The sequence below is a fragment of the Gordonia sp. PDNC005 genome (assembly GCF_016919385.1).
In the GTDB taxonomy this organism is placed as follows: domain Bacteria; phylum Actinomycetota; class Actinomycetes; order Mycobacteriales; family Mycobacteriaceae; genus Gordonia.
In genome coordinates, this window is record NZ_CP070351.1 from 2,386,523 (window position 1) to 2,399,637 (window position 13,115).

The 13,115-nt window shown below is 66.1% G+C and carries 15 protein-coding genes; 2 read left to right on the forward strand and 13 right to left on the reverse strand.

Annotated features, from left to right (window positions below; genetic code table 11):
- Positions 1-41: 41 nt before the first annotated feature.
- From JVX90_RS11250 to hrcA, 10 genes are all read right to left on the reverse strand, one after another.
- Positions 42-872: an alpha/beta fold hydrolase gene (locus JVX90_RS11250; RefSeq protein WP_205328867.1), complete on the reverse strand. Its 831-nt coding sequence runs from the start codon at positions 870-872 to the stop codon at positions 42-44.
- A gap of 54 nt (positions 873-926) precedes the next feature.
- Positions 927-1,367 carry a phage holin family protein gene (locus JVX90_RS11255; RefSeq protein WP_205328868.1) on the reverse strand — a complete coding sequence of 147 codons (441 nt, stop codon included), beginning with the start codon at positions 1,365-1,367 and terminating at the stop codon, positions 927-929.
- A gap of 51 nt (positions 1,368-1,418) precedes the next feature.
- Positions 1,419-2,336 (reverse strand): GTPase Era, encoded by a 918-nt coding sequence (era, locus tag JVX90_RS11260; RefSeq protein ID WP_205328869.1) that lies wholly within the window; start codon positions 2,334-2,336, stop codon positions 1,419-1,421.
- The gene (locus tag JVX90_RS11265) at positions 2,333-3,709 is read right to left on the reverse strand and encodes a hemolysin family protein (protein ID WP_205328870.1); all 1,377 of its coding nucleotides are present in this window, start codon (positions 3,707-3,709) and stop codon (positions 2,333-2,335) included. Before JVX90_RS11265 ends, era begins: the two co-directional genes overlap by 4 nt.
- Before the next feature lie 5 nt (positions 3,710-3,714).
- The gene (gene ybeY, locus JVX90_RS11270; protein ID WP_205328871.1) at positions 3,715-4,260 is read right to left on the reverse strand and encodes an rRNA maturation RNase YbeY; all 546 of its coding nucleotides are present in this window, start codon (positions 4,258-4,260) and stop codon (positions 3,715-3,717) included.
- Complete coding sequence (locus JVX90_RS11275) at positions 4,257-5,300, reverse strand: PhoH family protein (RefSeq protein ID WP_205328872.1); 1,044 nt, start codon at positions 5,298-5,300, stop codon at positions 4,257-4,259. Before JVX90_RS11275 ends, ybeY begins: the two co-directional genes overlap by 4 nt.
- A 102-nt stretch (positions 5,301-5,402) precedes the next feature.
- A complete protein-coding gene (locus JVX90_RS11280; protein ID WP_205328873.1) occupies positions 5,403-6,170 on the reverse strand; it encodes an alpha/beta hydrolase in 768 nt (255 codons plus the stop codon).
- Between the two features lie 3 nt (positions 6,171-6,173).
- Positions 6,174-6,926 (reverse strand): 16S rRNA (uracil(1498)-N(3))-methyltransferase, encoded by a 753-nt coding sequence (locus JVX90_RS11285; protein WP_205328874.1) that lies wholly within the window; start codon positions 6,924-6,926, stop codon positions 6,174-6,176.
- Positions 6,923-8,080 (reverse strand): molecular chaperone DnaJ, encoded by a 1,158-nt coding sequence (dnaJ, locus tag JVX90_RS11290; protein ID WP_205328875.1) that lies wholly within the window; start codon positions 8,078-8,080, stop codon positions 6,923-6,925. The genes JVX90_RS11285 and dnaJ overlap by 4 nt, the downstream gene beginning before the upstream one ends.
- A gap of 24 nt (positions 8,081-8,104) precedes the next feature.
- Positions 8,105-9,139 carry a heat-inducible transcriptional repressor HrcA gene (gene hrcA / locus JVX90_RS11295; protein WP_205328876.1) on the reverse strand — a complete coding sequence of 345 codons (1,035 nt, stop codon included), beginning with the start codon at positions 9,137-9,139 and terminating at the stop codon, positions 8,105-8,107.
- A gap of 74 nt (positions 9,140-9,213) precedes the next feature.
- Here hrcA and JVX90_RS11300 point away from each other — a divergent pair, with 74 nt between their 5' ends.
- On the forward strand, positions 9,214-9,648 hold the full coding sequence (locus tag JVX90_RS11300) for a type II toxin-antitoxin system VapB family antitoxin (protein WP_205328877.1): 435 nt from the start codon (positions 9,214-9,216) through the stop codon (positions 9,646-9,648).
- 221 nt (positions 9,649-9,869) lie between these two features.
- Here JVX90_RS11300 and JVX90_RS11305 read toward each other — a convergent pair whose 3' ends face one another.
- Both JVX90_RS11305 and JVX90_RS11310 read right to left on the reverse strand, forming a co-directional pair.
- Entirely contained in the window at positions 9,870-10,568 is a 699-nt protein-coding gene (locus tag JVX90_RS11305) for a hypothetical protein (protein ID WP_205328878.1), read from the reverse strand.
- Positions 10,565-11,167: a TetR/AcrR family transcriptional regulator gene (locus JVX90_RS11310; RefSeq protein WP_205328879.1), complete on the reverse strand. Its 603-nt coding sequence runs from the start codon at positions 11,165-11,167 to the stop codon at positions 10,565-10,567. The genes JVX90_RS11305 and JVX90_RS11310 overlap by 4 nt, the downstream gene beginning before the upstream one ends.
- 77 nt (positions 11,168-11,244) lie before the next feature.
- Between JVX90_RS11310 and JVX90_RS11315 the strand changes: the two genes are divergently transcribed.
- Positions 11,245-11,670 (forward strand): PaaI family thioesterase, encoded by a 426-nt coding sequence (locus tag JVX90_RS11315; RefSeq protein ID WP_205328880.1) that lies wholly within the window; start codon positions 11,245-11,247, stop codon positions 11,668-11,670.
- A 44-nt stretch (positions 11,671-11,714) separates the two neighbouring features.
- Here the strand turns inward: JVX90_RS11315 and hemW are convergent, their stop codons facing one another.
- The gene (gene hemW, locus JVX90_RS11320) at positions 11,715-12,917 is read right to left on the reverse strand and encodes a radical SAM family heme chaperone HemW (protein ID WP_240193864.1); all 1,203 of its coding nucleotides are present in this window, start codon (positions 12,915-12,917) and stop codon (positions 11,715-11,717) included.
- Positions 12,918-13,115: the final 198 nt, after the last annotated feature.

Sequence of the window (13,115 nt, forward strand, 5' to 3'; positions counted from 1 at the left end):
CGCCACCGACATTCGGCGTATCCGACCCGCCCGCCCGGGCTCTAGTGAGCGGTGACGAACAGATCGAGTTCAACCGCGACCCGTTCGGGCTGGTCAAGCGGCAGCAAGGTCCACGAGTCGTCGACCTCGACGAGCTTCGCATTGGAGAACTCGTCAGCCATCCGCCGCGCGTGTTCAACCGGCATCATGCGGTCCTCCGTCGCCCACAACAGCAGCACCGGTCCGTCGAAGGTGACGACTTCACGGTGCCAGTGATCGAGCACTTCGCGCGATGGAGTTCCCGTCGCGAACTTCTTGAGATCGCGCCTGATGTCGGCGTCGCGCAGTGCCGGCGCGAACCACGCGTCGAGCAGACCGTCGTCGATCCCCCGCTTCGCAAGGCCGCCGTATGCCTGTCTTCCTCGACGGAACATCGGTGTCCGCGTGAGTTGCATGAACAAGGAGGGTCCGCCCGGCAATCGGCACAGTGCAACGCCCGGTCGTGCAGGCTTGGGCGGGAAGTTGTCGTACGCCTCGCACGACGCGAGGACCAGTCGGCCGATCCTGTCGTGACGTGCCTCCGACACGATGAACTGTCCTCCGCCCCAATCGTTGAGGACGAGCGTCACCTTCGACAGATCCAGGGCGTCGAGGAAGTCGGCGATGATCCGGGAGATTCCCGCGTGATCGAGTGCCGCGTCGGCGTGCATAGGACGGCGGTGCGCACCAAGAGGCCACGTCGGCGCGATGCACCGGTAGCCGTCCAGGAGGGGAATCACCTCACGCCAGAGATTTCCGTCCATGAGCAGTCCGTGGCCGAAGACGATCACCGGACCGTCGGATCCGGTGTCGGTGTAGTCGATCGGGCCCGCGGGCAGCTCGACGGTCGGCATGTTCCCAGCGTGCAACGCGGGCACGAGTGTTGTCCACCGTTCGGGCCGGCGAATCTACTTCTTGGCCCTACGGTCGAGGGCGTCCTCGATCGCCTGGTCCTTCGCCTTCGCGCTGCTGCGTGCCTCCCGCCACTTGGTGACGACCAGGAACCCGATGCCCCACGTTCCGAGGGCGGTGATCAGCCAGATCAGCACAGTCGACGAGATCCAGGCCGCGGCGCCGGAAATGCTCAGCGAGCTCCCGACGATCGACGTGATGAGCAACGACAGCAGCGTCGAGACGAGGCCGATGCCTCCCAGGACCGCCGACGCGTACTTGCGCGCCATGTTGAACACGAACGGGCCCATCACCGCCTGCACGGCGGTGAAGATCGCGACGGCGATGACGAAGCCTTGGGCTCTCAGGTCGAAACCGTCGATCAGCCAGGCACACACGAGCAGTGCGACGGCCGACGAGACGAGACTGACCCCGACGTTCAGGAGGAAGCGAATCATGGCAGGGAGGAACCTTTCGCAAAGTCCGACGAAGGTCGAACACTTCCCATTCTAGAACCCGAGGCGACCGAGTTGCTTGGGATCGCGTTGCCAGTCTTTGGCAACCTTGACGTGCAGGTCGAGGTACACCTTGGTGCCGAGCAGCCGCTCGATCTGACCGCGCGCGGCGGTACCGACCTCCTTGAGGCGCGCGCCCTTGCGGCCGATGATGATGCCCTTCTGACTGTCACGTTCGACGAACAGATGCGCGTACACGTCGACGATCTCCGAACCGTCGCGAGGGACCACTTCTTCGATGACGACCGCGAGGGAGTGCGGAAGCTCGTCGCGGACCCCTTCGAGCGCGGCCTCGCGGATGAACTCCGCCATGAGGACCTGCTCGGGTTCGTCCGTGAGTTCACCGTCGGGATAGAACGCAGGACCTTCGTCGCACAGGGAGACGAGAACGTCCGACAGAGTGTCGAGCTGTCGACCCGACTTCGCCGAGCACGGCACCACTTCGGCGTCCGGGCCCATGAGCCGCGCGAGCGCCATGAGCTGTTCGGCGACCTTGTCCGGGCTCACCCTGTCGATCTTGGTGACGACGCCGACCTTCTTGGTCTTCGGCGCGATCGTCTGCACCTGCTCGACGATCCGGCGGTCGCCGGGACCGATCGCTTCGTCCGCAGGAATACAGACGCAGATCACATCGACCTCGGAGTACGTGTCGCGAACGACGTCGTTCAACCTCTGACCGAGTAGCGTGCGCGGCCGGTGGAGTCCCGGCGTGTCGATCAGGATGAGCTGCGCATCGGGCCGGTTCACGATGCCGCGGATCGCATGACGGGTGGTCTGCGGCCGGTTCGACGTGATCGCGATCTTGTCGCCGACGAGCGCATTCGTCAGCGTCGACTTGCCGGTGTTGGGACGGCCGACGAAGCAGACGAAACCGGACCGAAACTGCGGGCCGGTGGACGAGGGTGTGCTCAAGCGGATTCTCCGATCGGATCAGTGTGTGTCTCAGGCAGCGTAGCCCCCTGATGCGTGTCGGCGGATTCGTCGTCCGACCAGTCGTCACGGTCGGCCCCGTCGTCCCGCTTCTTGGCGCGCCGCACGACGACAGTTGTCACCCGTTGCCTGCCGAGCCGGTTGGGGCCGCCCTCTGCAGTCATCTTCAGGCCGTGCGACTTCACTTTGGCACCCGGCAGCGGGACACGACCGAGTCGAAGTGCGAGGAGCCCACCGACGGTCTCGACCTCGTCGTCGTCGATCTCGATGCCGAACAGTTCGCCGAGATCCTCGACGGGCAGCCGCGCCGACACCCGGTAGCGGTCTTCGCCTAGCTTCTGGATCGGGGCGACCTCGTCGACGTCGTACTCGTCGGAGATCTCGCCGACGATCTCCTCGAGCACGTCCTCGATGGTGACGAGGCCGGCGATGCCGCCGTATTCGTCCACGAGCAGCGCCATGTGGTTGCGCTTGGTCTGCATGTCGGCCAGCACGTCGTCGAGCGGCGCGGAGTCAGGGACGAACTCGGCGTCGCGCATCACGTCCGACACCGTGAAGCCGGCGAGTGGGATCTTCGGCAGGATCCTTCCGACGAGGTCCTTGAGGTAGACGACGCCGACGATGTCATCGGGGTTCTCGCCGATCACCGGGATCCGCGAGTGCCCGGACCGGACGGCCAGACTCATCGCCTGCGTCGCCGACTTGTCGTTCTCGATCCAGATCATCTCGGTGCGCGGGACCATCACCTCGCGGGCGTTGGTGTCGCCGAACTCGAACACCGACTGGATCATGCGGCGCTCGTCGTCGTCGACCACACCGCGCTCCTGCGCCAGGTCGACGACTTCGCGCACCTCGACTTCGGTCGCGAACGGGCCGTTGCGGTAGCCCTTGCCCGGCGTCAGTCCGTTACCGATGAGGATCAGTAGTCGAGTGACCGGGCGCAGCAGCACGCCTATCGCGGTCAGCACAGGTGCGGCGATCAATGCGATCGAGTACGCGTGCTGTCGACCGAGCGTGCGCGGGCCGACGCCGACCGCGATGTACGACACGAGGGTCATCACCACGATCGTCACCGCCAGACCCCACCCGACGCCGATGCCGTCGACGGCGATCACGGCCACCAGGCCGGTGGCGGCCGTCTCACACACCACACGCATCAGGACCGCGAGACCGACGTACGTCCCGCGTTGGTCGAGGATTGATCGCAGGCGTTTCGCGCCGGCGCGCTGGTCCTTGAGCATGTCGTCGACCCGGGCGGTCGACACAGTCTGTACCGCGGTGTCGACCGCGGCGAACAGGCCGGCAAGAACGGTCAGCGCGACGGCGGCACCGATGAAGACGATGTCGCGAGTCATATCAGTCAGCTCCCGGCCGCGTCGCCGGAGAAACCGGTGTTCCGAAGCAGCCTTGCGTCGCGTTGCGCCTGCTCCTGAAGCCGCACGCGGTCGTCACGCGCCGAATACCAGTCGACGATGATCTGCCCTTGCAGGCCGAACATCTCCTTCTCGTCGTCTGGTTCGGCGTGGTCGAACCCCAGCAGATGCAGGACCCCGTGGACTGTCAGCACGGCGATCTCGTGTTCGAAACTGTGCCGTTGGCTCTTGGCCTGGTCGGCCGCGAACTCGGGGCACAAGACGATGTCGCCGAGCATCGCCGGACCGGGGTCGGCGGCGTCGGGCCGACCGCCGGGGGTCAGCTCGTCCATCGGAAAGCTCATCACGTCAGTCGGCCCCGGCAGGTCCATCCACTGCACATGCAGATCGGTCATGGCCTGCAGGTCGACGAGTTGGATGGAGAGTTCGGCTGCGGGGTGGACGTCCATCCGTGCCATGGCGAAGCGCGCGGCTTCGATGATCAGTTGCTCGGGCACGTCGACGCCCGATTCGTTGAACAGTTCGATGCTCATCGGCGCCGTCCTCCCTGTCGCAGACCGTCACGCCTCATGGCCCGGTTGCCCTCGGCTTCCTCTTCCGCACGGCCGTAGGCGTCGACGATGTCGGCGACAAGCCTGTGCCGGACCACGTCGGCACTGGTCAACTCGGCGAAATGGATGTCGTCGATTCCGTCGAGAATGCGCGCTGCGACGCGCAACCCACTGGTGGCGCCACCAGGAAGATCCACCTGAGTCACATCGCCGGTGACGACCATCTTCGCGCCGAATCCGAGGCGAGTCAGGAACATCTTCATCTGTTCCCCGGTGGTGTTCTGCGCCTCGTCAAGGATGATGAAAGCGTCGTTGAGCGTCCTGCCACGCATGTATGCCAGGGGCGCGACCTCGATGACGCCCGCCTCCATCAGTTTCGGAATGGCCTCCGGGTCGAGCATGTCGTGGAGGGCGTCGTACAGCGGACGCAGGTAGGGGTCGATCTTCTCACTCAGCGTGCCCGGCAGGAAGCCGAGCCGTTCACCGGCCTCAACTGCGGGCCTCGTCAGGATGATGCGGTTGATCTCTTTGGCTCGCAATGCCTGCACTGCTTTCGCCATCGCGAGGTAGGTTTTTCCGGTGCCTGCCGGGCCGAGTCCGAACACGATGGTGTTCTTGTCGATCGCGTCGACGTAGTGCTTCTGGTTGAGCGTCTTCGGCCTGATCACCTTGCCGCGGTTCGACAGGATGTCGAGGCTGAGCACCTCAGCAGGCGATTCCTTCTGCCCGGTCGCGAGAATCGACGTGCTCTGCCGGACCAGGTCGGGAGTCAGCTGGGTGCCGGTGCGGACCAGCTTGACCAGTTCGGAGATCACTCGTTCGGATCCGGCCACGTCGGCGGGAGTCCCGGTGAGGGTGATCCTGCTGCCTCGGACGTGGATGTCGGCGGGAAGCTGCTGTTCCAGGGTCCGGAGATTCACATCCGTCGGCCCGAGAAGTCCGACCGCCAGATCTTGCGGCACATCGATCCGAGACGTCGCCACCGCGTCGGCCTTCACCGTTTCGCGGCTCAAGTCACTCACTAAATCCGTCACTCCTCGACGTTCAGTTGTTCCCCGCGCCCGCGGGGATGGTCTTCTCAGTCTATCGCCGACGCGGCAAACCGCATCTGAGATGATTCGGGGTCAGACGCCGATCACCCGCAGGGTCTGGCGCATGGCCGCCGACGTCGGGTTCACGAAGGCGTCATGGCCCTCCCCCGGCACCTCGTAGAGGACAGCGGATTGGCCGCGCGCGGTCGCGTCGGCGACGTAGCGCCGACTCATCTCGATCGGCACCGATTCGTCGTCGACCGTGTGGATCACGACGACAGTCGAGTCGAACGGAGACTGCTCGGACGGTGACGCGTCGCGGTACCGATCCGGGGCCTCGTCGAACGGCGCGCCCAACAGATCGACCACCGACGGCCGGTCGTGAGCGCCCGTCTCGGTCAAGTCGAGAACCGGCGACTGCGCGATCACAGCGCCGATGCGGAACCGCTCGGTGGCGCCGTTAAGGCGTGCGGAGGCCCATACCGCCAGGTGCCCGCCCGCAGAATGTCCGATGACGGTCGCACTCGATGCGTCGACCCGGATGCCCGCAGTCGCGAGTTGGTCGGTGACGGGGCCGTCCAGTGCTCGGATCGCGGCGATCACGTCGCGCCCGGTACCGGGCCAACCGCCGCCCGCCTCCTCGCGTCTTCGGTATTCGACGTTCCACACCACAACGCCCCGGTCGGCGAGGGCTCGTGCGACCCCCGTGTACACCACGAGCGAGTACTCGGTGGACCAGAATCCACCGTGAACGAGCACAACGATCGGAGCGCGTCCCTCACCACGTTTGTCGGCGTCCGGCAGGTAGAGATGACCGAAGGTGCTCGGCGCGTCGCCGTAGGCGATCTTGACGCGGCGCACGGGTCACCGGCTCCAGCGATCCGTGGCCGCCCCGAGAGCACCGAGTGCCACGGCACCGGCCGCGGCCGTGCGGAGAACCTCGGGGCCGAGGACCACCGCTTTCCCACCGAGCGCGGTGAGGTCGGCGATCTCGTTGTCGTCGAGCCCTCCTTCGGGCCCGATGACCAGAACGACCTCCGACGCCGACGCGAAATCGACAGACCGGAACGGCGTCGCTCCGGCTTCGTGGAGCAGAGCGACCACTCCACCGTCCGCGACGGCACGGGCGCACAGGTCGCGGACGTCGGTGGTGGTCGCGAGATCTGCAACGTCTGGAATCCACGGTCGACGGGCCTGTTTGGCGGCGGTCGCCGCGGTCGCCCGCCACTTCTCCACACCACGCTCGGCTTTCGATCCGGCCCAGCGGGCCACACACCGCGACGCCTGCCACGGGACCACCGCGTCCACTCCGGCTTCCGTCATGAGATCAACGGCGAGTTCGCCACGCTCCGATTTCGGCAACGCCTGCACCACCGTGACGAGGGGTTTCGGTCGAGTGTTGAACTCGACACGACCGACTCGGACGGACAGTCGGTCTTTTCCCGACACGTCCGTGACCTCGCAGTCCGCGAGCGTGCCCCGCCCGTCGCCGAGCGTCACCGACTGCCCCGGACGGATCCGGGTCACGGTCACCGCGTGTCTGCCCTCCGAGCCCGACACCGTCGCGGTGTCACCCGCGGCGGGGACGTCGTCGACCCAGAAGAGCGGCGGGGTCATCGGCCCACGAATGCGTTGCGCAGTTTGGAGAACAGACCACCGGATGCCGACTTCGACGACGCCGTCACGATCTCGACATCGTCTCCGATCGCGTCACGCAGACTTCGCAGGAGGTCGGCCTGCGCGGAGTCGACCTTGCGCGGCACGACAACTTCGAGGTGAGCGTGCAGGTCGCCTCGCATTCCGGTGTTGAGATGCGGCATCCCGTGACCGCGGACTCGGACCACGGTGCCGGGCTGGGTGCCCGGCTCGATGGTCACGGTCGCGGTGCTGCCCAGAACGGTGTCCACCTGAACTTCGCCTCCCAGCGCGGCGTCGGCCATCGGGACGCGGACGGTGCAGTGCAGATCGTCGCCGTCTCGAACGAAGACGTCGTCGACGGCTTCGCTGACCTCGACGTAGAGGTCGCCTGCGGGACCGCCGCCCGGTCCGACCTCACCCTGGCCGGTGAGGCGGACGCGCATGCCCTCTTGGACGCCCGCTGGGATCTTGACTGTCATCGTGCGTCGGGAGCGGACGCGGCCGTCGCCACCGCACTTGAGGCAGGGGTCCGGGATGATCTCACCGGCGCCGCGGCACTCGGGGCATTCGCGGACTGTCATGACTTGACCGAGGAACGAGCGCTGAACCGACTGGATCTCTCCGGCGCCCTTGCAGGTTCCACACGTCACCGGCTTCGAGTCGTCGCGGGTGCCCGATCCGGTGCACGAGTCGCAGAGGATCGCGGTGTCGACGGTGATCTCCTTGCGAGCACCCTCGGCCACCTCGTCGAGATCGAGGGTGACGCCGACCAGCGCGGGTTCACCTGGGCGCACGCGGCCGCGCGGTCCTCGTCCGCTGCCACCGCCGAAGCCGCCTCCGCCTCCCCCGAAGAAGGTCTGGAAGATGTCTCCGAGCCCACCTCCGCCGAACGGATCGCCGCCGAAGCCGCCTCCGCCCGGACCAGCCAGCGGGTCGCCGCCCGCGTCGACCACGCGACGCTTCTCCGGATCGGACAGCACTTCGTAGGCGGTGGTCACCTCTTTGAACCGGTCCTCGGCGTCCGGGTTGACGTCGGGGTGCAGTTCGCGGGCGAGCTTCCGGTACGCGCGCTTGATCTCCTGATCAGTCGCGCCCTGCGCCACGCCGAGAATGCCGTAGTAATCACGAGCCACGGTGAAAATCGTCCTTACACATAACTATCGATCGGCGAGAACTTCGCCGACGTACTTCGCAACCGCGGCGACCGACGCGATTGTTCCCGGATAGTCCATCCGGGTGGGGCCGACCACACCGACGCTGCCGAACACTGTGCCCGAAGCACCGTACCCGGTTGAGACGACGGACGTGTTCCGCAGGTTCTCGGTGTTGGTCTCCTCGCCGATCTGCACGGTGACGGTGCCGGTCCGCTGAGTGTGCGCCAAGAGCCTCAGGACCACCACTTGCTCTTCGAGAGCTTCGAGGACCGTGTCCATGCCGCCGGTCGCGGGGGTGAAGTCGGCGGCCGACCGTGCGAGGTTCGATGTGCCGCCGAGCACCAGCCGGTCCTCGCTTCGCTCGACGAGCGTCTCCACCAGCACTGTCGCGACCGTCACGACCGGCTCCTGCAGTTCACGCGGTGCATGAGTCGCGAGTTCGGCTACGGCGACCGAAGCGTCCTCCAGACGTTGCCCGTCGAGGGCTTTGGAGAACATGTCGCGCAGGGTCGCCAACGTGTGGTCGTCGATCGGAGCTCGGAGCGTCGCCATGCGCTGCTCAACACGCCCGGTGTCGGTGATGACGACGAGCAGCAGTCGAGAAGGACTCAACGCCACCACTTCGAGATGTCGGACGCGCGCCGTCGACAGCACCGGGTACTGGATGACGGCAACCTGGCGGGTCAACTGCGCGAGCAGTTTCACCGACCGACGCAGCACGTCGTCGAGGTCGACACCGGAGTCGAGGACGGTGAGGATCGCACGTCGTTCCGCCGACGACAGCGGTTTGATCTCGCTGATCCTGTCCACGAACAGGCGATATCCCTTGTCGGTCGGCACACGTCCCGAACTCGTGTGGGGTTGGGTGATGTATCCCTCGGCCTCGAGGAACGCCATGTCGTTGCGGACCGTCGCACTGGACACGCCGAGCTGATGCCGCTCGACGAGAGCCTTCGATCCGATCGGCTCCTGGGTGTCCACGAAGTCGGTGACGATGGCGTGCAGGATCTCGAAGCGACGGTCGTCTGCTGTCGACACCGGGCACCTCCTCGCGCTGTTGCATAGAGTGGACATGTTCATTCTACGAAACCGACTTCAAAGGCCAGGCGGCGATGATCTTCAAGGGCGTTCACGACGGGAAGCCCTACCCTGATCACGGCCTGACCCCACGCGAATGGGCGAAGATTCCACCTCGCCAATTCCGCTTGGATCAGCTGACACCGGTCACCACGGTTTTGGCCCTGGACAAACTGCTGTCGGAAGACTCGACGTTCTACGGCGATCTGTTCTCGCATGTCGTGCAGTTCCAGGACGTCCTGTACCTGGAGGACGGCCTTCACCGCGCCGTCCGGTCGGCTCTGCGGAACCGCACGACGATCCACGCCCGCCTGTTCGATCTCGATGCCCATCTGGCTCGTCTCGGGAAGCTGCCGGGACAGGACGAGCTCGACCTGGAGACGACAGCCCCGCTGAGTCCGGTCTCCACGCCTCTCCCCGTCCACCCGCGACGCCGAGTCCGCACCGCGGGCGTCCATCGCCTCGACTGAGCTCTTCTGCCCGCCGAACGTCACGCCCCATCGTGATTCAGGCCAATGATGCTTGGGACGGAAGCGGATTCGGGCTTCCACTGTCCCGCGTGTGACTCCCTGCTGCGTGCCTCACCTCAGCGAACGTTCCTCAACACGACCGACCAGCCTGAGCTCAGGCTGGTCAGTGACGTTGAAGCACGATTGGGAGACTGTCTCGACTCCGCTTGAAGAAACGACCGTCAGGCCCGCGCGAGCGGGTTGAGGAGGATCGGCAACCGGGCGCCCGCGCGCCACAGGACGGCCGCACTCGAATACGGACGCCGCTGAACCTCAACCTTCATCGCGTCACAGAACGCCTGCGTGAAGCCGTCGCGCGAGTGGGCCGCCTCGGTGACGGCGACGAGTCCCGCATCGAGCTCACGTAGTCGGTGTCCCACGACGTCGAGGTTCACTGCCGAGTGAAGGCACCGCGCGATCGGTTCGGTCGGCGTCGCAGGATGAAAGTGGACAGCGATCGCACCACGCACGACGTCTGCATCGGCCGACGATCGGTGGCGAGCGACGAGAGCAGCCGCAGCATCGCCCCCGATGGCGGCGAAGCACCCGTACCCGTCGACGTCGGGTCCGCCGAGCGCCAGGTCGTGCAGCATAGTCGCCGCCCAGAGCTGCTCAGGATCGGCGACGAGCCCATCGACCTCGGCGAACGCCGCTGCCCACTGGAAGCATCGGCGGCTGTGTGCGAGCATCTCGCGCGAGAGTTCGTCGGACGCGCGTTCAGCGACCTCCATGGCGAACCTCGAATCGGGCGGCGACACCAGCTGCCCGCCCGAACCCGTCGGAACTCGGCGCAACTGACCTGGAACAGCCCTTGCAGCTGCCGCAGCCGCCGACATCGCGGCGGCGAGCCGCTCGGACCGAGTGAGCTCACCGATCCTCATTCGACGCCGATCCGCGAGGCCAGGTCGGACCGCACCATGGCGAGAAGCTCCTCGACCTCTGCGGCCGTCGCGAAGCCCTGCGCCCCGAGCGCGATCATCCCGTTCACCGTCCCCCACAGTCGGAGGGCTTCGATCCGCGCGGCCCGTCGGCTCAGAGTCGATGCGGCCACTGCCTCGTCCACGACGCCGGTGAGCAGAGTCCGAACCACGCGACGCGCCTCGTCCACGAGATCGGAGTCGCCGCTGCCCACGTCGGACAGTCCCAGGATCCGGAAGGCGTCGGGATTGTGTGCGTGAAAGCGCAGGTAGGCATCGAAGACCGCCAGTTCAACTGGCCCGTCTGCCGTCGAGATGGCATCCGCCATCTCCTTCGCGTGATCCCTGGCGATCCGGCACGCCAGCGCAGCGTAGACGTCGGCCTTGCCGCCGGGGAAGTTCGCATAGATGGAGCTGAGGGCGACATCGGCGACGCGCGCCAGTTCGTCGACGGATGTCTGCCGGAAGCCGTTGGTCGCGAACAGGGCGGCGGCCGCGTCGAGAACCGCCTTGTGAGTACGGCGTCGACGACGGTCGGTCGGCTCGATCAGCGGAACTGTCATGCACAAAACGTAACAGCACTATCTATTCGTAGTCCAATTATGATTTCATAACCACACTACGACTCGAAGGAGATAGCATGACTGATGAACCCGCCACTGGATCCGAGGCGATGCGGATGTTCTTTCCAGGTTCACCGTTCATCGGAACCCTCGGCGTCGAGGTCATCGACCTCGGCGAAGGCACGGCGCGGTTGCGCATGCCGTTCGTCGACGCGAACACGACGATCGGCCCGATGGTTCACGGCGGCGCGATCGCGGCATGCATCGACCTCGGCATCATGGCCGCCGCTTGGGCAGGCCAAGGACCTGTTCCCGAACAATTGCGCGGGGTGACCGTGTCCATGTCAGTCAACTTCATCGCACCGGCGATGAACGACGACATCGAGATCATCGGCACCCGTCTGCGACGCGGCCGCAAGCTGTCGCACTGCTCGGTGGAAATCCGGACGAGGTCCGACGATCAACTCGTCGCCACCGGATCGGGCGTCTACCAGGTCGGCTGACCCCGGCCGTGGGGCCTTCCCTGGTCGACGAGCGACGGAACACGTCAGTCGAGAATGTCCCGGACCACGCCGTCTGCGAGGAGGCGGCCTCGGTCGGTGAGGACGTAGGCGTCCGACTCGACGACCAGGAGTCCGGCGACCACCGCGATGTCGGCACGTGCGCGTTCGGCATCGTCGAGCATGCTCGCAGCCAGCCCCTCACGCATCCGGAGACGGAGCATCACCGCTTCGGTGTGCACGTCCTCGGCCGAGAGGATCTCCTGGCCCCCGATCGGAAGCCTGCCCTCGGCGAGTGATGCCGAGTAGGTCGCGGGGTGCTTCTGATTCCACCAGCGCACACCGTTGACGTGGGAATGCGCGCCCGGGCCGACACCCCACCAGTCATCGCTCCGCCAGTACGCCTCGTTGTGCCTGCATGCCGAATCCGACTGCGGCCGGGCCCAGTTCGACACCTCGTACCACGTGAGGCCGGCCGCCGAGAGCCGGGCGTCGAGCATCTCGTAGCGGGCAGCGAGGACGTCGTCGTCGGGCATGGGCACCTCACCGCGTCGCACTTTCCGCGCGAATGCCGTTCCGTCCTCGACGATGAGCGCGTATGCGGACACGTGATCGACCGGCACGGACAGCACAGCGTCGATGGATGCGGCGAGATCGGAGTCCGACTCCCCCGGCGTTCCGTAGATGAGGTCGAGATTCAGATGCTCGAAGCCGGCGTCGACGGCCTCCCGCGCCGCTTGCAGCGCACGTCCCGGAGTGTGCGTGCGCTCCAACACCGAGAGAACGTGCGGCGCGGCGGACTGCATGCCGAGCGAGATCCGCGTGAATCCCGCCTCACGGAGTCGACCGAAGAACTCCGGCGACGTCGACTCGGGGTTCGACTCGGTCGTCACCTCCGCTCCGGGCGCGAGATCGAACGAGTCCCGGACCGCGCCGAGGAGCTCCGAGAGCCCTTCGCCGCCGAGCAACGACGGCGTGCCTCCGCCGACGAACACCGTCGACACTGCTCGCGCGGGCGTCAGCAACGCGGCAGCCGAGTCGAGTTCGCGGCGAACCCCCTCCAACCACGACTGTGGGGACGACGACGAGCCGAGCTCGCCGGCGGTGTACGTGTTGAAGTCGCAGTAGCCACAGCGCGTCGCACAGAACGGGACATGCAGGTAGAGACCGAACGGACGACCCTCGTCCACCGCGCCGAACGCCTCCAGCGCCTGTTCCGAGAGCCGCTCAGGGGCCTGCCGATTCACCACTGAACCATCATCCCGCATCCAGCTCGAGCAGGTAAATCGACTCTGCCGCGGTAATTAACATCACCATGATCGAAAATAACCCCAAGTAGACGACTCGCCATCGCGCGTGGCACTATGGAGGACGTGACTTCCCCAGGAGTGTGGCTCGCCGAGCGGCGGCACATCGACCTCAAGCGCGTGTGCAGCGCTTTCTGTCGG